General features: G+C 43.9%; 18 protein-coding genes and 1 pseudogene. 14 read left to right on the forward strand and 5 right to left on the reverse strand.

Annotated features, from left to right (window positions below; translation table 11 throughout):
* Positions 1–139 precede the first annotated feature (139 nt).
* From GK108_RS26615 to GK108_RS26620, 4 genes are all read left to right on the forward strand, one after another.
* The gene (locus tag GK108_RS26615; RefSeq protein WP_163954633.1) at positions 140–574 is read left to right on the forward strand and encodes a hypothetical protein; all 435 of its coding nucleotides are present in this window, start codon (positions 140–142) and stop codon (positions 572–574) included.
* 653 nt (positions 575–1,227) lie between these two features.
* Positions 1,228–1,374, forward strand: coding sequence for a hypothetical protein (locus tag GK108_RS31115; protein WP_170305421.1), 147 nt, complete (start codon positions 1,228–1,230; stop codon positions 1,372–1,374).
* Positions 1,375–1,420: 46 nt separating this feature from the next.
* A complete protein-coding gene (locus GK108_RS31450; RefSeq protein ID WP_262887464.1) occupies positions 1,421–1,555 on the forward strand; it encodes a hypothetical protein in 135 nt (44 codons plus the stop codon).
* Positions 1,556–1,583: 28 nt separating this feature from the next.
* On the forward strand, positions 1,584–2,054 hold the full coding sequence (locus GK108_RS26620; RefSeq protein WP_163954634.1) for a hypothetical protein: 471 nt from the start codon (positions 1,584–1,586) through the stop codon (positions 2,052–2,054).
* Between the two features lie 1,003 nt (positions 2,055–3,057).
* Here GK108_RS26620 and GK108_RS26625 read toward each other — a convergent pair.
* Positions 3,058–4,244, reverse strand: a pseudogene (locus GK108_RS26625) (IS3 family transposase).
* A 729-nt stretch (positions 4,245–4,973) separates the two neighbouring features.
* Between GK108_RS26625 and GK108_RS26630 the strand changes: the two are divergent.
* A complete protein-coding gene (locus GK108_RS26630; protein ID WP_163954635.1) occupies positions 4,974–6,677 on the forward strand; it encodes an AMP-binding protein in 1,704 nt (567 codons plus the stop codon).
* A 78-nt stretch (positions 6,678–6,755) separates the two neighbouring features.
* Here GK108_RS26630 and GK108_RS26635 read toward each other — a convergent pair whose 3' ends face one another.
* Positions 6,756–7,199 carry a LytR/AlgR family response regulator transcription factor gene (locus tag GK108_RS26635; RefSeq protein WP_163954636.1) on the reverse strand — a complete coding sequence of 148 codons (444 nt, stop codon included), beginning with the start codon at positions 7,197–7,199 and terminating at the stop codon, positions 6,756–6,758.
* 263 nt (positions 7,200–7,462) lie between these two features.
* On the opposite strand from GK108_RS26635, the gene cysM reads away from it, so the two are divergent.
* From cysM to GK108_RS26655, 4 genes are all read left to right on the forward strand, one after another.
* Complete coding sequence (gene cysM, locus GK108_RS26640) at positions 7,463–8,335, forward strand: cysteine synthase CysM (RefSeq protein WP_163954637.1); 873 nt, start codon at positions 7,463–7,465, stop codon at positions 8,333–8,335.
* Positions 8,336–8,385: 50 nt separating this feature from the next.
* Complete coding sequence (locus GK108_RS26645) at positions 8,386–9,459, forward strand: quinone-dependent dihydroorotate dehydrogenase (RefSeq protein WP_163954638.1); 1,074 nt, start codon at positions 8,386–8,388, stop codon at positions 9,457–9,459.
* Between the two features lie 122 nt (positions 9,460–9,581).
* Entirely contained in the window at positions 9,582–12,206 is a 2,625-nt protein-coding gene (locus tag GK108_RS26650; RefSeq protein WP_163954639.1) for an FtsK/SpoIIIE family DNA translocase, read from the forward strand.
* Positions 12,207–12,350: 144 nt separating this feature from the next.
* Positions 12,351–12,992, forward strand: a complete 642-nt coding sequence (locus GK108_RS26655; protein ID WP_163954640.1) for a LolA family protein — start codon at positions 12,351–12,353, stop codon at positions 12,990–12,992.
* A 52-nt stretch (positions 12,993–13,044) separates the two neighbouring features.
* Here GK108_RS26655 and upp read toward each other — a convergent pair whose 3' ends face one another.
* The gene (gene upp / locus GK108_RS26660; protein ID WP_163954641.1) at positions 13,045–13,692 is read right to left on the reverse strand and encodes a uracil phosphoribosyltransferase; all 648 of its coding nucleotides are present in this window, start codon (positions 13,690–13,692) and stop codon (positions 13,045–13,047) included.
* A gap of 213 nt (positions 13,693–13,905) precedes the next feature.
* Here upp and GK108_RS26665 point away from each other — a divergent pair, with 213 nt between their 5' ends.
* Together GK108_RS26665 and lpcA are read left to right on the forward strand one after the other, a co-directional pair.
* Positions 13,906–15,621, forward strand: a complete 1,716-nt coding sequence (locus GK108_RS26665) for a hypothetical protein (protein ID WP_317166582.1) — start codon at positions 13,906–13,908, stop codon at positions 15,619–15,621.
* Positions 15,622–15,730: 109 nt separating this feature from the next.
* The gene (gene lpcA / locus GK108_RS26670; protein ID WP_163954643.1) at positions 15,731–16,315 is read left to right on the forward strand and encodes a D-sedoheptulose 7-phosphate isomerase; all 585 of its coding nucleotides are present in this window, start codon (positions 15,731–15,733) and stop codon (positions 16,313–16,315) included.
* 719 nt (positions 16,316–17,034) lie between these two features.
* On the opposite strand, the gene GK108_RS26675 is transcribed toward lpcA, so the two are convergent.
* Positions 17,035–19,230, reverse strand: a complete 2,196-nt coding sequence (locus tag GK108_RS26675) for a tetratricopeptide repeat protein (RefSeq protein ID WP_163954644.1) — start codon at positions 19,228–19,230, stop codon at positions 17,035–17,037.
* A 476-nt stretch (positions 19,231–19,706) separates the two neighbouring features.
* Between GK108_RS26675 and GK108_RS26680 the strand changes: the two genes are divergently transcribed.
* From GK108_RS26680 to nth, 3 genes are all read left to right on the forward strand, one after another.
* Positions 19,707–20,306 (forward strand): RNA polymerase sigma factor, encoded by a 600-nt coding sequence (locus tag GK108_RS26680; protein WP_163954645.1) that lies wholly within the window; start codon positions 19,707–19,709, stop codon positions 20,304–20,306.
* Positions 20,281–20,532, forward strand: a complete 252-nt coding sequence (locus tag GK108_RS26685) for a hypothetical protein (protein WP_163954646.1) — start codon at positions 20,281–20,283, stop codon at positions 20,530–20,532. Before GK108_RS26680 ends, GK108_RS26685 begins: the two co-directional genes overlap by 26 nt.
* Before the next feature lie 108 nt (positions 20,533–20,640).
* Entirely contained in the window at positions 20,641–21,291 is a 651-nt protein-coding gene (nth, locus tag GK108_RS26690; RefSeq protein ID WP_163954647.1) for an endonuclease III, read from the forward strand.
* 37 nt (positions 21,292–21,328) lie between these two features.
* Here nth and GK108_RS26695 read toward each other — a convergent pair whose 3' ends face one another.
* A complete protein-coding gene (locus GK108_RS26695; RefSeq protein WP_163954648.1) occupies positions 21,329–21,748 on the reverse strand; it encodes a nucleoside-diphosphate kinase in 420 nt (139 codons plus the stop codon).
* Positions 21,749–21,788: the final 40 nt, after the last annotated feature.

Genomic DNA, 21,788 nt, shown 5'->3' on the forward strand with positions numbered 1-21,788 from the left:
TATTCATTCAGGCATCCATACCATCATAGGGGTGGCAGACTGATTTTCCACCCCTTCAAGATAATCAGGAAACAGCCTCTGAAGGCATGCTACTAACTGCAATAAGCGTTTTTCAAAACACTCCCTGATTATACGTTTTATGAAAAATTGGCATAAGACAACCCTCTATGCACTTGGCAGTTTAGCGGTATTGAGTTTGATTGGCCGAGTCAACTATATAGACGACCTCAACCAGATTACCAGTCGACAGGTGCAGCAAAGAGCAGCCGTGACCCAGGCCTCCAGACCCAATGCCAAGCGAGATTTAGTGATCACTCGATTCAGGTGGCAGAAAAACAAAGTGGGTACAGTAGCCTATCATTGGTTCACAATTAACAATGGCTCCAGACGGCATACCTATTTAAGAATACCGGTACGATTTAGCTATTATTCAGAGGCAGGCGATGAGGTAGGTCGTATAGAAAGGGTGATTGTCAAAGCCATAAAAGTAGGGGAAACCATTCAGGTGGATAAAGTAGAAACAGCATTACCCTATCAGCATGCTGATGGCGCAGACCTGGAAATCATGGAATGAAGAACCTTGAAGATGACCCACCAATTTATTGGTTCGATTACACCACTTCCCCAAAACAAACCTGGCTACATGCTATTTCTTTCGCGCATAGGTAAGGAGTGATTATTAATTTGACTAAAATGTAATCCTTTTGCCTATCCAGTTGTTAGTAAGGTAATATTGCAATTCACGCGTGCTAACGGGCAGTCAAATGTCTATGATAATGGTGACCCTACCAGACGATGCCTGCACGATTCGCCCCATACTTATCTCCCGTCAAACTCAGCTAGCAGCTAGCTTTAGAAGTTGGGTAAGCCACCGAAAAATGTATAGGAAACCATTTTTCGTTCCTTGAAAACAAACCGTTCAGTTAGTCGACTAGTCAATCATGGTCTAAAACCAAATGAAACGGTGTATCCTGCTAGCGTATCGTTTCAGCCGCGTAAATCGCGCTACTAGACACGACAGTTGATTCATCCCGAATGGATTGATAGCCAATTCGTTGTATCGATTGATTCGATTCTTCTATGCTTTCCCCGATAGCTCTTGGGGCAGACAAGTACAGACCCTACAAAAAAGGCCTCGTTATGGGTGGGTTCTACTCCCATTACGTTGCTTCTCTTTCCGAATCAGCTTATCTCCATTTTATCTCCATTTGTTAACGAACGATCCTTATGGCTAATCAACAGCGGTCAATCAAAAAAGTGGCCACTAAACCAGTTAAAGTAGCGGGTACTTCGAAAATCCCCGCCTATAAACAACGCGAAGCCGATTCTGTCCCGATTCCTGCAACGGGTAAAAAAGGCGAAAAGGGCAAATGATTTTCAGACGAACCACCATGATAGTTTACTTAAAAAAAACCAATATATGCTAACCTACCTCATTGAAGTTATCAACTGGCTCACCCTACCAGACTGGATCATTCGACCGGTCTATACCCCTAACCCAATCCGAACCAAATGGACTGAATTCGTTGATCACAGAAGCAACTTTTTGTTTTAATCCCCTTTTCTTTCCCCTTAGAACACCTATGACTAACACACCGATTTCATGTAACGATTCCCTACTTCGGATATATACTCTAATCGATTCACCTGAGTTTCGAATTGATTCACAGGAGGATGGGCCTTGGAAGCAGGTATTTATTCAACTCATCCCCTTGGTTCATACGCTATTGCAACGGGCTGATGCGGCTGGCAAACGGATTGACTTTATACGGGGTGTTGGTGTCCATGGTAAAGTGCAGGATATCACTGCACTCGTAGCATGGATGACTAAACACTTACCAGAACTGGACAGTGATCAACCTGGCCAACTGTCTACCAATCATTTGAATCGCTACCGGAATGCCGGAACTGGTTATTTCGCAAATGGTGCTTTTTTTACCGTAGAATTTGATGATGAACTCGCTTTCTTTATTGATAATCAACGGATTTACCTCAATCGCCAGATCAAACGATCCGTTTTGGAAGCAGAACAAGCCCTTGCCAACCAGTTGTAGGGATGCCCAATGCTCAACAGATCGTTGTCTTTTTGACCACTCATCGTATGCCTGTGAGTATATTGGCAGCAGATTTTCTGACTACCAGCAGGCTTTGTTCGACTGCTAGAAAAGAATGGATTAATATAAAGAATATACCATTCAGCAGGAAGAGGAGCTGGAATGCTCGTATAGTCAGCCAAGTTTTTGAGATTAATTTCAATCGAGTGCGCAATCGCGGTACCAGATGTTGGCGACTCGAGCTTCACACCATCGATCCTAGTCTGTTGGTTCGGAAGTCCGGTAATAGTACAATACAGGTACCTAGAATAGCTGCAATAGCGATAGGAATCTGAAAAGTCCAGGGAATGAGCCAGTTGCTAGTAACGACCAGTTTTGTGATTAAGAAAATAAAGCAAGCCTGGCGAAGGATAATCGGAATATGAACGTACTAGAAATCGTGTTATGAAGCGGAATTGGCCTGTTGATTTACCGTTTGGTAGTTGTTAGTATAAGCTTGATAAACCCATGAGCTGCTGCCCACATCGTATCGTGACCCAGGGCAGCAGCTCAATACGACCGGTTATACATGGAGAATGCTTGATAAAGGAGGTAAGGATAGGCGTTGCCAGCGATACCTGTCCTGACAAAAAACCATAGTCGCAGATAGTCAAACCGCTTACATCAATCGATCAAGGAAAAACTCCCAACTATGTATGAAAGAAAGCCCAATACCGGCCAGGCAACGCCAAGCCTTTGTCAATCAAGCTATAGCGAAAAACAACCTCCTGGAACGGTATATTAAATCGGTGAAGAAAAGCGCCAAGCCGCCATTCACTGATGATCGACCCATCTATATCTGCTTGAAGAATAGAGTCGCTTTTATGGATATCCTCCACTAACCGTGAGTTATACTTTGCTAATTCAAGGGTCAACGAGCCCAATTCCTGGTTAGTCATCTGTAGCTGGCGTAAAAGCATCAGGTTATGCTACTCCCCGCATGTTGGACAGGTTTTGGGTTAAATTAAGCTTGCTGATAGCGGGGTAGAATTTGTACTTTTCCGTTTTCCTTGCCCCTTTCATACCACTCCGCAGGTGTCTGGTACCCTAACGACTGGTGCTTACGTTCTTGGTTGTAGAACCGAAAATAAGTACTCAACCCCTGATGCAAACTTCGACCATCCGGGTAAGCCCTCAAGTAAAGATGCTCGTGTTTAATCGTCCGCCAAAACCGCTCGATGAAAATATTATCCAAAGCACGGCCTTTGGAATCCATGCTTATCTTTATCTCATTGCCTATCAGTGGCTTAAGAAAATCATGGCTGGTGAACTGACTGCCCTGATCGGTCGGGGCCGCCCGCGCGGTTAAAGATTTCGGGTTTACCCCTCTTAATTAACGACTCCTCTAGGGCATCCACACAAAAATCGGCTAACAAAGTATTACTCAACCGCCAACTTAAAATAAATCGGCTGAACCAGTCGATGATCGCACATAGGTAGAGGAACCCATTAGCCATCGGCACGTAGGTGATGTCAGTGGACCAAACCTGATTGGGCCGCTCAATCACCACCCCGCGCAGCAGGTAGGGATAGACGGTATGGCCGGGCTGGGGCTTGGAGAGGTTGGGTTTGGGTCCAACGGCCTCCAGACCCATCAACCGCATCAGTCGGCGCACTCGCTTAACATTGATAGGCTGCTCAGGTGTGGTCAGTTCCTGGCACATCCGCTCAACGCCCAACTCAGGTCGAGCCGTAAAGAGTTTATCAATCCGCTCCATCAGAGCTAGATTCTGAGCTGATTCACCCACAGGCTGATAGTAATAAGTCGAGCGGGCCAGCCCCAGCAAATTACACTGTCGGTTCACCGACAGGTCTGCCTGAGTGGGGTCGATCAGCAGGCGCAGGTCGGTACTTAAGTCGTCCGTATTTTTTTTTGAGCCAATCGTTTTCGACCTTTAATTGCCCAATCTGTTGAAAAAGAGGCCCTTCGATTTCTTCGCGTTGTTGCTCGGAGAGTGCGGGTTTGACAGGGCCACTCTCGAAAAGGGAGGGGAATCTGTCGAGAGCTTGTTTTTTCCAGTCGGTGATTTGCTGGGGATGAATGCCAAACTCGCTGGCGAGTTGAGGCAGGGTTTTGAGTCCTTTCAAGGCTTCGAGGACAACTTTGGTTTTGAAGGCGGCATCGTGGATGCGCCGAACGGGATTGGCCATTGTTGGACATTTTATAGGTTTAAAGTTAACTGTTTCAAGTTATCCTACCTGTCCAGGTTTTGGGGAGTACTATAATAATCCACTCACCAGAAAGAAGAATGGTAGTGTCCATCTCCCAATTATTCCTAATGCTACCAGAAGAGATAAATGATCTGCATATACACTATGACTAATAAAGACTAAACAGGCAGCTATAAAGCGAAAAACATCAACACTTACATTTCGTTGATCCATAACTTATCTGATGCATGATGTGGCGGCAATACGTTTAATGGCTACCTACAACAACTAGTCTCATTAGGTGGACTATGTTCTGCAAGTAGTATTTTGTAGTCAACAAAAACTATATTGTATACTAATTAGACGCATTTACCACTTATAATATAATTATTCTATTTTTTATTTGACCAATACAAATAATTATAAACAACATATGTACAAATGATGAATATAAATTTACTATAGTATATACAGTAGATCACATCATCTATTTATATATAAATCAATAATGATATAGTATAATAATAAAGATAAAACCCACCACCTAAATAGATGTATATTTCTAATTATCAGCCATTTACAAACTATATTAATCCACTATGTATGCATGGGACTGCCTATCAATGCTTGTCGGTATTTTGTGCTTAGCTGGCTATATTTAAATTAGAGGGCAACTAAAAATTTTCTATCTTTTGTTTTATTTTCGCTACAAAATCTACAAAGTTTTATATGGAGACGCCCACAACTGAAAAGACTTACCCCTGGTTACGCTTTTACCCTAAAGGTGTTCCTTATACGATAAATCCCGACGCATATACCTCTATATCGGCCTTGATTGAAGAGGGCTGTCGACGGTTTAATGATAAACCGGCCTATGCCTGCATGGGAAAGCAAATCACCTACGAAGAACTCGATCGATTGTCGCAACAGTTTGCTTCATTTCTTCAGAATGATCTTGGCCTCCAAAAGGGAGATAAGCTGGCTATCCAAATGCCTAATACCCTTCAGTATCCGATAGCCATGTTTGGTGCCTTAAGAGCAGGCTTAGTAGTGGTCAATACAAATCCGCTCTATACCCCCCGCGAAATGCAGCATCAATTCAAAGACTCAGGTGTAAAGGTCATTGTCATCCTAGCGAATTTCGCAGCCAACCTGGATAAGATAATCGACAAAACTGATATTAAGCACGTTATTATTACACAGCTTGGCGATTTGCTGGGTTTTCCCAAAAAGCAGATTGTCAATGCGGTAGTAAAATACGTCAAGAAACTAGTTCCTACCTATACGCTTCCTGGTGCTATTTCATTTAATGAGGCTTTGAATCGAGGCAGCCGTCAGGCATTTAAACCCGTATCGATTCAGAGTAATGATCTGGCTTTCATTCAATATACGGGCGGAACAACCGGCGTATCGAAAGGTGCTATGCTCACGCAACGTAACATTATCTCTAACGTAGAAGGTCAACATGCCTGGATGAAGCCCTCCGGAATTCCGGAAGGTAGCGGAGTTTTTGTGGCGGCTTTACCCCTTTATCACGTCTATGCACTAACAACCAATGCCCTGGCCGCGCTGAAGAGTGGTTGTATGAATTTATTGATTACGAATCCCCGCGACTTAAATGCCTTTATCGATGATCTTAAAAAGTATAAAATTACTGCCTTCACCGGGGTTAATACGTTATACAATGGCTTACTAAATCATCCTCGTATTGGCGAGGTCGACTTTAGCCATTTAAGAGTTACCTCGGCGGGAGGTATGGCTCTGCAAACTTCTGTGGCAGAACGTTGGACTAAGCTTACAGGCAACACGCCCTGCGAAGGGTATGGATTAACTGAAACATCACCCGTGTTATCTTCTAACCCTATTGATGGTACGGTACGTGTCGGCACTATTGGTATTCCTTGGCCCAGCACAGAAATGAAGATTATTCGCGATGACGAATCCAATGCTCCTTTGGGCGAACCCGGTGAAATTGTAGCTCGTGGCCCTCAAGTATTTATAGGCTATTATAATCGCCCCGAAGAAACAGCCAAAGCCATGATGGGCGACTGGTTTAAAACAGGCGATATAGGTGTAATGAACGAGGACGGTTTTTTCAAAATCGTGGATCGCAAAAAAGATATGATTTTAGTATCAGGCTTCAATGTGTATCCAAATGAGATAGAAGACGTGGTGGCGCAGTGCCCTGGCGTTCTGGAGGTAGCCTGTATTGGCGTGCCCAATGAAAAATCAACCGAAATCGTCAAAATATTTGTAGTCAAAAAAGATCCAGACCTCACAGAAGATACTATAAAAGCCTTTTGCCGCGAGAACCTTACCCCTTATAAAATTCCTAAGGTCATTGAGTTTCGAAATGAACTTCCCAAATCGAATGTTGGCAAAATTCTTCGTCGTCCATTACGTGACGAAGAGCTGGCCAAATTAAAAAAATAAGCAAGGCAACTCTCTATGAAATTCCTTCCAGTCTCTCAACTGGATGGGGTTTCATAGAGAGTGACATAGGTAGTTTAACTAAACACTTCCTAGTGATTCAATTTCTTCATGAAAGCCTTTTACTTGCTTAATAAAGCGGCTGGCTTTACGACGAGAAACCTCTACTCGGTCTCCATTGACTAAACCAGCGCTCAATTGGGGTCTTCCGGAGTGTAGCGTATCTGGATAAATGCCCTCCAGATATAAAAGATTGATAATATTCTTCTTGTGAGGCCGCACAAAACACCTTGGCGACAGCCTGCTTTCCATTTTCTTGAGTGTTAGAGAAACCATGAGCTGGCTTCCATCCGAAAAATGAAATAAGGTGTAGTTACCTTCGCCCTCAAGACGAACAATTTGATGCATTGGCATTTTTTTGCGGTAACCCCAGAAAGGAAGTGTGAGATCAGGCATGCCGAACTGCTGTGCAATTTGTTCGACATAGGCATGCGATAGCGGCTTAGGCACTAAGACGGCTTTCATAACAGTAAATTAAAAGGTGTGAATAAGTATACCCTCTACCGAAAAAGTTAACTTTTCAGAAAACTTCTCTTCGAGTCTACAAGCAAGTTCATAAAAATTTCACTATCAACAAATTAAGCAAGCAAAAAAATTAATGCTATCTCCTTAGTGAGGGAGTAATGAATCACTAAATGCTTTGCTGGCGTTTAGTGATCATCGGCAACACGAACTTATTAATTGAATTTGTCCTTAAACTCAGACATAATTACTCCCATTACGTTGGCATGGCAACCCTCCTCGATTTTGTTGGCAATACGCCATTAGTAGAATTAAATCGGCTAAATCCAAATCCAAATGTTCGATTGTATGGCAAACTGGAAGGTACAAATCCGGGTGGCAGCGTAAAGGATAGAGCTGCCGTTAGTATGATTCAGGGCGCACTGGCCCGAGGAGAGTTAAAACCAGGCATGAAACTCATCGAAGCAACCAGTGGCAACACCGGTATTGCCTTAGCGATGATTGCCCGGCTATATAATATTGATCTGGAACTGATTATGCCCGAAAATTCCACGCGGGAACGGGTTTTGACCATGGAAGCCTTCGGGGCAAAAGTTATTCTTACTGAAACGATGGAAGCCGCCCGCGACTATGCGGAAGCTCAGGTTCAGAAAGGAGGCTATGTAATGCTCAATCAGTTTGCCAACCCCGATAATTACTTAGCTCACTACCGCTCTACTGGTCCCGAAATCTGGCGCGATACAGAAAGTCAGGTCACTCATTTTGTTTCCTCGATGGGAACAACAGGAACAATTATGGGCACCTCCCGCTACCTGAAAGAGCAAAATCCGGACATACAGATTGTTGGGTGTCAGCCAACCGATGGTTCCTCGATTCCGGGCATTCGGAAATGGCCCATAGAATACTTACCCAAGATTTTTGACCCCAAATGGGTAGATCGGGTTATCGAGGTATCCACGGAAAACGCTACGTTAACCACCCGACAATTAGCGAGCGTTGAAGGCATTTTTGCGGGTATGAGTAGCGGAGGGTCGGTATGGGCAGCTTTGCAGCTCGCTCAGGAGTTGAAATCAGGTGTTATTGTCTGTATCATTTGCGACCGTGGTGATCGGTATTTATCATCAGACTTATTTGGCTAAACAGCAACGGAATGAGTCACCTTATTCATTAAGGAAGTACCTTTGCATTCATGTACAAGCGCGTTATACTCCCGTTGCTGTTCCGCATTGATGCGGAGTCAATCCATCATTCTGTTACCACGCTGCTCAAGTTTGCGCTGGCGATCCCTGGCGTGTCGGCCATTTGCAGAAGGTTATATCTCGTCGAAGACCAGCGATTAAAGAGAACCGTTTTTGGTATAGATTTTCCAAATCCGGTTGGAATGGCAGCCGGATTTGACAAAAATGCAGACCTGGTCAGTGAACTGAGCGACCTTGGATTTGGCTTTGTTGAGATTGGCACCGTAACACCCAGACCGCAACCCGGTAACCCCAAACCCAGACTATTTCGCCTGAAGGCCGATGGCGGATTAATTAATCGAATGGGGTTTAACAATAAGGGAGTTGGTCCGGCGAGTGGCCGTTTACGCCATTTTTCGCAGAACAAAGACGGTAGAACGGTAATTGTCGGTGGAAACATTGGCAAGAACAAGGATACCCCTAATGAAAATGCCCTACACGATTACTTGATTTGCTTCCGCGAACTATTTGACACTGTCGACTATTTTGTTGTCAATGTCAGTTCACCAAACACACCGGGACTACGGGATTTACAGGAGCGAGAACCGTTGACCCGTTTGCTGGCTCACCTTCAGGCCGAAAATAATCAACGAGCAACCCCAAAACCAATTCTATTAAAAATAGCTCCAGATCTAACTAATGGTCAATTAGACGATATTATCGCTATTGTAGCGGACACAAAAATTGCCGGCGTTATAGCTACGAACACCACCATTAGCCGCGACGGTTTATCAACGGCTCAGGACGTAGTAAATCAACTGGGAGCAGGTGGCGTAAGTGGTCGTCCATTGCGAGATCGTTCAACGGAAGTGATTCGCTATTTATATCAACAATCGGGGGGTGTCTTTCCAATTATTGGCGTTGGCGGTATTTTCTCGGCAGAAGATGCTCAGGAAAAGCTACGGGCGGGTGCCAGCTTAGTCCAGATTTATACAGGATTTATTTACGAAGGTCCTGGTCTGGCCAAACGTATCAACCAATCGTTGCTAAACGAGCCAATTAGTACTCCGCAGCCAACCCTATAATTTCCTCTTTCTTCACTCTATAAGACCGTTCCCGCGTTTTCCCCGAAATCTGCTCATTTCAGTACGGTTTTTCGTTAAAAAATGGGAAATTTACCACTGCCGCTATAGCCCTACCCCAACGCATGGCACAACCAACGACATCATCCCGACAGAATACAGTCCGTCAAGCTATACCTGACCGTAATCGGCAAAACACGCCACGTTCAGGACGAGATGGCTCGTCATCAACTGGACCACGCGCCAAACAAACCTCCATTAATTGGGGAGCTGCTCTTGACCGTTGGTTCACTGATCAGCGATCAACACTTACCTTAGGCGTTTTATTTATGCTGGTCGCCATTGGCCTGTTTGTTTCATTTGTATCGTATATCATTTCAGGGCAGGCAGATCAGAGTGTTGTTGATGCTGCCTTCTCGCAACCCGTAACGGAGTCAGGAGCCGATACCCGTAATTGGGTAGGCCTGGTTGGTGCCTTTGTAGCCCACGTTTTTGTTTTTAGATGGTTCGGGGTTGGCGCACTGGCGCTGCCCATCATCATGTTTTTGGCGGGCTATAAACTTACTTTAGGCCGGGAGCTTTTACCATTAAAGCGAACAACCGTTGGGCTTCTTTTTCTGGCCATCTGGAGTAGCCTGGTGCTGGGTTACGTAGTGCTGGTAACCAAATCGGCGGAAACCTCCAGCGTATGGTGCGGTGGCATTGGCTACGAATTTAATGAAACACTTTTTAGCCTTTTTGGCTGGGGAAATCTAGCATTCATAGGCTTTGTATTATTTCTGTTCATCGTCTATTTCTTTGATGTACGTAGCATAAAGTTACCCCAATTCTCACCGTCATCTCTAACAGACAGCATTCGGCGCGAGCGGTCGCATCGTCCTGATGAAACCTTACAGTCTTATGAGGATAGCGAGCAGAAGGAAGACAGTAATGCTGATTTTTACGAAGAAAAGCAGCCCAGTCAGCCAGTAGTCGATCAGTTTACCACCGAAGAACCTACTACGGCCAGTAATCCTGTTTCTGAACCGGAAGTTACTACGGATATTCCTGTTCGGCAGGAAGAGCCAGCATCTGAATCGATAGCCAAATCATCAGGCGTTACGTTAACCATCAAGAACCGGGAATCAGTTTCTGATACGTCCCCGGAGGAAGAAGATGATTTATCGCAGACTTCTACATCAGCTTTTGAACCTGATCCATTTGAAGATGATAGTCTGGTAGCCACTCATGGTTTATACGATTCAACGCTCGATCTGCCTAACTATCAGTATCCAACGACCGATCTGCTAACCGAATACCAGAATAACCGGAAGGCGCAAGTTTCAGAGGATGAGCTAACAGCCAATAAGGAACGTATCGAAAACACGCTACGTAATTTCGGTATTGAGATCGACTCTATTCAGGCTTCTATTGGTCCTACAGTGACCCTCTACGAAATCGTACCAGCCAAAGGGGTACGAATTTCTAAAATCAAGAGTCTGGAAGACGATATTGCGCTTAGCCTTTCTGCCCTGGGTATTCGGATTATAGCACCAATGCCCGGTATGGGAACTATTGGGATTGAGGTGCCGAACAAAAACAGAGAAATGGTGTCCATGCGCTCCGTAATTACAAGCGATGGTTTTGTTAACAGTAAATTTGATTTACCCGTTGTTCTGGGGAAAACAATCTCGAACGAGATATACGTAGCTGATTTAGCCAAGATGCCGCACCTCCTCATGGCCGGAGCAACCGGGCAAGGAAAGTCGGTTGGTCTGAATGTGCTGCTAACGTCACTGATTTACAAAAAACACCCGTCTCAGTTAAAGCTAGTATTGGTCGATCCAAAAAAGGTAGAGCTAACGCTCTTTAACAAACTTGAACGGCATTTTCTGGCTACGCTTCCTGACTCAGAAGAGCCCATTATTACCGATACGAAAAAAGTAGTCAACACGCTCAATTCGCTGTGCATTGAGATGGATAATCGGTACAACTTGCTCAAAGATGCGGGCTGCCGTAACCTGAAGGAGTATAACGCCAAATTCACGAAGCGCCGGCTAAATCCAGAAAAGGGGCACCGCTACCTGCCGTATATAGTTCTCATCATCGACGAGTTAGCGGATCTGATGATGACAGCGGGTAAAGAAGTAGAACAACCGATTGCCCGACTAGCCCAGTTAGCACGGGCTATTGGTATTCATCTGGTGGTAGCAACCCAGCGGCCGTCGGTAAACGTTATTACAGGTCTGATTAAAGCGAACTTCCCCGCTCGGTTGTCGTTCAAAGTAACCTCAAAAATCGACTCCCGAACCATTTTAGATACGGGAGGAGCAGAACAACTGGTTGGTATGGGCGATATGCTATTGTCGTCAAATTCAGAGATCATTCGTCTTCAGTGCCCTTTTGTCGATACCAACGAGATTGAGGAGCTTTGTGAATTCGTAGGAAATCAGCGCGGCTATGACGAAGCCTATTCACTCCCTGAGTTTGTGGGTGATGAAGGCGGGCAAGGCGAAGAAAAAGACGTAGACCTTGGTAACCGAGACCCAATGTTCGACGAAGCAGCCCGTTTGATTGTTATTCATCAGCAGGGAAGCACATCGCTTATCCAGCGGAAGCTAAAACTAGGCTATAACCGAGCGGGTCGGCTTATCGACCAGTTGGAAGCAGCCAAAATTGTAGGGCCTTTTGAAGGAAGCAAAGCCCGCGACGTGCTCGTTCAGGACCTGCAGATGCTGGAAGAAACCTTAAAACGGTTAAAGGGCAATTAAACTAAACCAATAATCACCTAGTTATCAATAAGCTAGAGCGATTGCTACTGTTAAACTTTTCGTTGCGATTACGATCTAACTAGAGCACAGCAGGAAACAAACACGGCTGTAATACAATCTGAATTTTGGAGTAAACATATAAAAATGAAAAAAGCAATATGGATGCTGGTGCTGGCATTAATAACAATATTACCTGCCGTAGCCCAGAAAGATAAACGAGCGCAGACGATCCTGGATGCCATGAGCAAACAATATAAAGCGCTGAAGTCCTATCAGGCTGCCTTTACGTATGCTAGTGTAGGAGCAGGAGCCAACGAATCATATAAGGGCGATCTGGCAGTGAAAGGCTCTAAATTTCATTTAAAGTTAGGCGGCCAGGAAGTTTTCTCTGATGGACAAACCATGTCTACTTACATTAAAGAGTCAAATGAAGTAAACGTCCAGGATTATGAGGAAGCAGCAAACGGGGAATTGAATCCGACTCAAATCTATACAATATACAAGCGCGGATTTGATTACCGTTTTTTAAAAGAGCAAAAGTCTGGAGGTCGCACATTGGAGGTTATTGAGCTTACACCTAATCGCCAAAAAAGCCCCATTCAAACGATTCAGATTTCAGTAGATAAAGCCGACAAATCAGTACGTAATTGGCTTATCATCAATAAAGACGGAAAACGCACTACGTATACGATTACAAAGTTCACCCCAAACGCATCCGTTCCCGACGCTTATTTCCTATTCGACAAATCGAAGTATCCTGGTGTCGAAGTAGTTGATTTACGGTAATCACCTATATACTATCCGTTCCAGAGCAATTCTGGAACGGATAGTATGTTTTCTAGACTTTTGCTCCATACGCTAAGTCTCCTGCGTCGCCCAGCCCCGGCACAATATAAGAATGTTCATTTAGGTGTGTGTCAATTGCCCCCAGCCACAAATGACATTGTGGCAACTGCCGCTGAACGTAGCGTACTCCTTCAGGGCTGGCAATAACCGCTGCAATATGAGTTTGTGCCGGAATTCCGTATCGCAGGAGTGCATGATATACTTTTTCTAGCGAACGGCCCGTCGCCAACATAGGATCACTTAGGATAAGTGTTTTACCACTTAAATCCGGACCAACAATATAGTCCATAGCAATCTCAAATTCGTCCTGATCAGACGGGTTATAACCTCTATACGCTCCAGCAAACGCATTCTCCGCACCATCAAAATAATTGGCAAACCCTTGATGAAAGGGCAAGCCAGCCCGTAAAATAGTAGCCAGAACTGGCTGTTGTCTAAGAAGTTGCGTTTCAGACGTCCCCAACGGAGTTTTTATAGTAACATTGTTGTAAGGCAATGTTTTTGAAATCTCGTAAGCCATCAGCTCACCGATTCGTTCGAGGTTTCGACGGAAGCGTAAACGATCTTTCTGAATAGAAACATCACGAAGTTCGGCCACAAATTGATTGGCTAGCGAGGGCTGTTGCGCAAAAACAAACATAGACAATAAGATATCTTTCCCCGTAAATTAGCCCGATGACTGCCGTATATCCAAACCAATTGCCTAATTTGTCGGTCAGATGAAGCAAATTGAGAGAAAGAACGGGGTAGAGCGAGCTATCCAGTGACTTGTATGCAGCGTTTTTTTTACGTTTTCTTTTTTTTAGTAGTATCCTACTCGGCTCGGTCCCAAAGTCCATTCGTACCCTTAAACGTGGACTATTATCACCTGATCGATCGGTTGGAAATTAGGCAGGGCCGATGGGCTGATGGCTTTCATAGCTCAGTAAAGCCTTATAATCGTCAAAGTATTATTCAGCTTACGGATAGTATACTGGCTAAACCTACACGCGACTTTTCGGATACCGATTATTTTAATCTTGGCTATTTGCAGGACGACAGTTGGGAATGGGTCCGTGGCTCAACCGACTCTACGAAGCGAGATCCCTTTACCAAGCATTTACTGCCACCACCGGCTCCAGGCGATAGTAAGACCCTTATAGGCCAAAAAGTGCCCTTCCTTAAGCCGTTTTTTAAGAAGAAAGCCGATTTCTATAGCGTACAAACGCCCGACTTTGATCTGCACGTAAATCCTGTTGTTTCTTTCGGGATTGGTGGCGAAAACGTCTCTGATCAGCCTGGAAGCACTCCAGAATCAATGCGTTACCCATTCGTCAACTCCAGGGGCTTAGAGTTAAGAGGTACTATTGGAAAAAAACTCGGGTTTTATACATTTTTTGCCGAGAACCAGGCTATTTACCCGTACTACATTAGTGATTATGACAGCCTTTACCGTCCCAAAGATGTAGGAGGAGGCTTTGCGCCCGGAGAAGGCTTTACCAAAATATATCGTCAAAAAGGGGCTGATTTTATAACAGCACGTGGCTATTTCACCCTGAACATTCTCAAAATTATTAACCTACAGTTTGGGCATGATCGTAACTTTTTTGGAAATGGCTTTAGATCCCTATTACTGTCCGACAATAGTGCACCTTACCTCTTCTTAAAACTAACGACAAAACTCGGACGTAACATTCAGTATACCAACCTATTCACTGAGCTTCAGAATACACAGGGCAACCTCCAGCAGAGTATGCTTATACCTCAGAAATTTGCCGCCATGCACCATCTGAGTATTAATATTACGCCTAAGGTTAACGTAGGTATTTTCGAAGCAGAAGTATTTAGCCGTGATCGCGTGGATTTAAATTATCTAAATCCCATTATTTTATACCGGTTTGTCGAATCATACCGTGGGAGCGCTGATAATGCCATGATTGGTATCGATTTCAAAGCTAATTTCCTGACCCATTTCCTGGTATATAGCCAATTTATGCTTGATGAATTTATTCTAAGCGAGCTGACCTCAGGCAAAGGAAGCTATACGAATAAGTTTGCGCTACAGGCAGGCGCCAAATATATCGATGCATTTAACGTACCCAATCTGGACATACAGGCTGAGCTAAATTTAGCTCGCCCCTACACCTACTCGCATTTCAACACCACGTTCTCATCAGCCGGCCAGGGAAATTACGCTCATTATAGCCAGCCAATGGCTCATCCGCTCGGTGCCAACTTTCTGGAAGGTCTTGCGATTGCCCGATATCAATATAAGCGGTGGTCGGCTAATGGAATTTTTAGCTTGATGATGTATGGAGCGGATATTCCCGGCCAGAATTATGGAGGTAATATTCTTTTAGATTATAGAAGTAACGTACGGGATGAAGGTAATTTCATTGGTCAAGGACGTAAAACAATCGTTACGTATGCTGAACTACGAGCCTCCTACATGATCAAGCACAATATTTTTCTTGAAAGTCGTTTTATGTATCGTTTCAAGGATAGTCAATATCAACCGGCTAGCTATACCGACGCGTTAGCCAGTTTTGCGCTACGTTGGAACCTCCCCTACCGAAATTGGGTCTTTTAAATTAATTTTATTTTTTGCTTGTGAGCTTTCGGCACAGAATCAGCAACTTTGATACGCTTTTATAGTACTGCTTATTACGACTGACAGCCGAAACCCAAACTGCTTTCCAATGCTCGACATTATTCGTCATGAACTGACTGAAGCTCAGACCGTTTTAGATACCTTCATCACAAACCCAGATAATCTTAGCGCCATTGAGCAAGCGGCTATCCTGATGGCCGATGCCCTAAAAAGCGGTCGTAAAATTATATCCTGTGGAAATGGCGGGTCACACTGCGATGCTATGCACTTTGCCGAAGAACTATCAGGGCGTTACCGCGATGATCGTCGTTCTTTAGCCGCCATAGCCATTTCAGATGTTAGCCATTTATCGTGTGTTAGCAACGATTACGGATTTGAGTTTGTATTCTCCCGGTTTATTGAGGGCTTAGGTAATGAGGGCGACGTCTTATTAGGCCTAAGTACAAGTGGAAACTCCGCTAATATCATTCGAGCGGTTGAAGCCGCCCGAACCAAAGGAATGAAAGTTGTACTATTAACTGGTAAGGATGGCGGTAAGCTAGCCAATAAAGGCGATGTTGAGATACGCGTTCCCCATTTTGGGTATGCCGATCGCATTCAGGAGATTCATATCAAGGTCATTCATCTCTTTATTTTGCTGATTGAAAGGCAGCTATTTACCAGCAATAACTAGGGCTTTACAGCAAACGTAACAGCCTATACGTAGCCTATTAGTCTCTTAGTGTAAAATAGGTTTTTACGCTAAGAGACTAATAGGCATAGCCGTACATAAAGCCTTACGAATTACAGCCACTTAATACATTCGTTCTTCAGCAAGTTCATAAGTAGCAAGGCCAGTCTCATTAATCAATTATAGATTTAACATATAATCTACACATAGCATAAATCATTACTTGATACTACGTATAGCTGTAATCAACAGATACAGATTACCCAAAAGAAAACACAATCTCAATATAGTATACTTTTAGAGTAGCTTGATGCATTGAAAAAGTATCTATTGTACTCTTATTTTACCCTAGCAATAAATAGAGAGTTGATCAGTAAAGATTCGGTTAGTATATATTAACCACAACCCCTTATTTTAGTCAAAATTGCTATCAAAAAGCGGGCTATTTTATTCATAGCTAATAATCTCACTCTTTAGCTACAATTTCCAGGTTTATATTTAACATCTATTTAAAACTCAGGCTATGGCAAAATCCAGATGTCCTCGTTGCCAGCATACATCATTCGAAATGCAACCAGCTGCGGTGAAAAATAGTGTCTATCAATTATATTTTATTCAATGTTCGGCCTGTGGAACTGTTGTGGGAGTAACTGATGATAGCCTTCATCTAGTAACTACGTTACTTGAAACTCTGAATATTAAACTATAATATGTATCCTAGATTATAGTAAATGAGAGGGAGACGGAGCCATATCAGAGGAAGCAGGTAGAATAAATATAAATGTAGTTCCTTCGCTAGCCCCAGAATGTACCTCATAACGTCCTCTGACAGCATCCATACGAGCCTGAATATTACGTAAGCCCATCCCACTTGCGTCGGCAGGATCCATACCACAACCATTATCTTTGACAATCATATTTAGTTCGTTAGCAAAACGGCGGAAAATAATATCCGCTTCCGTCGCTTCAGAATGACGTAATATATTGCTACATAGCTCAATACAAATTGAATACAGATTAAATTCTGTTGTTTTGTCTAAACGCGGCAATTGAGCATTATCCAGACGGAATGTTATTTTCTGCGACAAATTAAGTTTGTTAATTAATCGCGTTAGCGCTTCTGATAAGCCTTGCTTTTCTAGCTCATCAGGCTGAAGATTGTGTGACAGATATCGGACTTCCGCAAAAGCCTCTTTTGTCATTCCTAATAAATTACGATAGATCTGTTGTTCTCGCTCCGGCATCTGCGTAGGATTCAGTGCCGACAAACTCACTTTGATAGCCGCTAGCAAACCACCCAGGCTATCATGTAAATCAGCAGCCATCCGCTTCCGTTCGAGCGTTTGGCCACGTAGCAAAGCTTCTTCTATTTCCCGGTTCTTAGCCCGTAGCTGATCATTGGCTAATTTAAGCTCGGCAGTACGTTCGGCTACTTTATCTTCCAGGCCTCGGTTAAGCTCTTCAATCTCCTGCTTCTGCCGAGCAATCAATCGATTTTTACGGTAATAAACAGCTAAGAATATTAAGACCATGATCAGGCCAAACACCAGAAACAGCCGCATTAATGACTCTTGCTCAATGGTGTGGCTTAGTGATTCAATACGCGCGCGTTGCTCCAGACGACTACGTTGAGAATCGGCACGTAAGCGCTCAGTTTCAATACGTTGACGAAGCTGATTCATTCGGCTTTCACCTTCAATTTGTTCGCGTTCAGCTTCAGCTCTTAGCCGGGCGATTTCAGCCTGACGACGTACATCCATCAACTCCCTTTGCTGAATTAATTGTCTTTTCTCCGATTCTTCACGTATCAACCGAATAGCATGCTCGTTTTGTAAGGCTAATGTTTCTTCAACTCGTTTTTGCTTGTTGAGACTGTCTTTAACCATATTAAACTCCTCAAACAGCTCAAGAGCTTTCTCAGTCTGCTTATCAGCCCTGTAAGCACGGTATAGAGCATGGCTGGCCATTTGCTGTATACGTAGATTATCCTGCCGACGAGCTACGGCCATCGCCCGCTCACCATAGGAGATTGCTAATTTACTATTACCAGCCTGGGCATGACATTCTGCCAAACGAGCCCAAACCGATGCCTCACCAACAGCACTGTTTAATTGTTTCCAGCCTGCCAGTGCTTCTTCATAGTATGGTATAGCTTTATCAGGCTGCTGGCGCGTATTATAAAAATCACCAAGTCGCTCGTCGGCGTAAATGATGTTGGTTAACGAAGAAGTTTCCCGGGTGAGTCGTCGGCTTTCTTCAAACTGGAGCCTGGCAGCATCGACTTTACTTTGCCGATCGTAAACCTCTCCGATCTGACTAACCACCTGAGCCATTAGCAATTTTTGATTCTGCTTCGACACAAGTGTATTGATCGGTAATAAGGTTAAGGAAGCCTGATAGCTTTGTAATGCTTTGGGATAATCACGTAACACTACGTATATATCGCCCATATTCATTTGCACCTGCCAAAGCGGAGAACTAGGTCTGGGTAACCCCGAGCACAATTTTGATGCTTCCTGGTTAATTTGTAAGGCCTTAGGATAATCGTTTTTTCGAACCCGGTAGAAATATTCCTCCAGCATTAGGCCCCGAACCTGATAAAGAGGGTTATTGAGGTGTTTTGCCTGTTGAACCAGCCGATTGGCGTAGTAGAAGCTACTATCGCTTTTATCATGGCGCCATTGTTTGAAGACAATGGCTAAATAACGTAACCCCTCTAGCCGAATAGTATCATTCTTTGACGTATGCGGTAATCGTTCTGTCGATTTTATATGTCGATGAGCCAAATTGCGTAGACTATCCATATAATGGAAGTCCCCTCTCCGGTCAAAGTTCAAATCAGGCAGAACCGGGCGTAGCTGTGCCCGACAAAACCCAATAGTATTGAACAAGAGGAACCAGATTACTAACCTTTTCATGAGTAGCCATTCAAACGGGGTTGCCGTTGATCTGGATGTTAAAAGTAAACACTAAAACCAGATAATCAATTATTTAACTCGAAAAACTTCCAACTCTATAGAACAGTACACTCTTAACGATCCTTCTCTGGAGTATTTCGTTTATACATGAATAGCCCGGTATGTATTTTTTTTTCGATTTATTTTAAACGCTACGACATCAATATGAATCTATAGTGTACGTTCTTTCGTAAATACAATGTTTTCTTTAAATAAGCCCTTACTGGTTTTATGTTTATTTTAGAAATCAATTCAACACCGCACGCGAAATTTTCCAAATATTACCGGCCGTTTGGCAACTTTTTTGCACTATTCATTTGCAAATGAGTGGGTAAACGATTTACTTTGATACTCTCATTACCTGGAATTACAAAAAACATAACCCCCACACACACTATCGGAACACTGCTCTACGTTACCTAATTGTCTTACTGAAAATGGAAAAAGCCCAGGTAAACGACAGTGAGTTGATTTCCCTGTATATCCGTGGTAATGAAAAAGCCTTTGCCAAACTAGTGCAGCGGCACAAATCGAAAATTTACACGACTATATACCTGATTGTTAAGGACCAGTATATAGCCGAAGATTTGATGCAGGATACCTTTATTAAAGCGGTAGACACACTCAAATCTGGTAAATATAACGAAGAAGGCAAATTCTTACCCTGGATTATCCGAATTGCTCACAACTTGGCCATTGACTATTTCCGAAAAGATAAACGCTACCCCAGTGTGGTGTTTGAGGACGGAAGCAGTGTGTTCAACACGCTTGAGTTTGCGGAGGATTCAGTAGAGTCCTTACAAATTCGCCAGGAAACACACGAGCATTTGCGCGAACTGATCCAGCGATTGCCGGAACAACAGCGTCAGGTGCTTATTATGCGGCACTACGAGGAAATGAGTTTCCAGGAGATTGCCGATGCAACCGGTGTCAGCATCAACACAGCTTTGGGACGTATGCGTTATGCGCTGATTAATCTGCGCAAACAACTGAGCAAACGTTCGCTGAGTTATGATAAAAACATTTACCCAAGATGATGTAATCCGGTACGTCTATGAGGAGACCTCACCAGAGGAAAACCTGCTCATTGAAGACGCAATGATGTCAGAACCGGAATTGATGACATTTTTCCTTGAAGCTCTTGAATTAAGGGCTTTGATGAATAAAATTGAGCGCCAACCCCGCGAAAGCACGGTTCAAGCCATCTTACAGTATTCTAAAGACCATCCGGCAAACCCACCGGCACGCTTGCGGCATACGTAAGCCTGAAGGTGGGTTTTGCTATGCTTCAGCATTGTTTACTAGCTTTTACGTGACGAACTTTAGGTTATGTTCAGCACGTAAAAGCTAGCATTCAGTGTTTATTGCCTTATGCAAAAAAAAGAGCGCTTCAAGCGATTCCTCGATTATTTCACCCAGCATTTTCCAGAGCCAAAGACAGAACTGAATTTCAGTAACCCGTTCGAGTTACTGGTTGCGGTTATTTTGTCTGCACAATGCACGGACAAGCGGATCAATCAGATTACTCCTGCACTCTTCGCTCGATTTTCAGAACCAGAATCCTTAGCAGCGGCTTCTGTCGATGAAGTGTTTACTTACATAAGGAGTGTGTCCTATCCTAATAACAAAGCCAAGCATTTAGTTGGCATGGCTAATATGCTTATGGATCGGTTTGGAGGTGAAATTCCGGCCACAGTCGATGAATTACAAACATTGCCGGGAGTCGGTAGGAAAACCGCTCATGTGATTTTGTCGGTTGTTTATAACGAACCAACCATGGCTGTCGACACGCATGTCTTTCGAGTGTCCCATCGCCTTGGACTAGCTCCTTTAACGGCCACAACACCGTTGGCTGTGGAAAAAGCATTGATGGCACATATACCTAAACAATACGTTCCCAAAGCGCATCACTGGCTGATCTTACACGGGCGCTACGTGTGCCTGGCTCGTGCCCCCAACTGTAAAGAATGTGCGCTAAAAGACTTTTGCAAATATTATGAGAAGTATCCGATTAGCATTTAGCAGCTTGAGGGATTAAGCTGCTAAATGCCGGTCCGGATTAGAATTGTTCAGTTGCTGCGAAGAAGAAACTACCCTCTATCTGGGCGTTCTCGTCAGAATCGGAACCATGAATAGCATTAGCCTCGATAGACTTCGCATATAATTTACGGATGGTCCCCTCTTCTGCCTGAGCAGGATTAGTAGCCCCGATCAATTTACGAAAATCAGCAACCGCGTTTTCTTTCTCTAAAATCATCGGAACGATGGGTCCCGACGACATATAGGCCCGTAGGTCATTATAAAACGGCCGATCGCGGTGGACCGCATAAAATTGTCCTGCCCGCTCAGCAGTTAACTGAGTTTTCTTGATTGCAACAATGCGGAAACCCGCTTCTTCAATCATTTTAATAATTGCACCAGTATGCCCGTCCTGAACAGCATCGGGCTTAATCATGGTGAATGTTTGGTTTGTAGCCATTAGGAATTTATCCAAATTTATTTACCCTAATCAGATTGGG

Source organism: Spirosoma terrae (assembly GCF_010435915.1).
GTDB classification, from domain to species: Bacteria; Bacteroidota; Bacteroidia; order Cytophagales; family Spirosomataceae; genus Spirosoma; species Spirosoma terrae.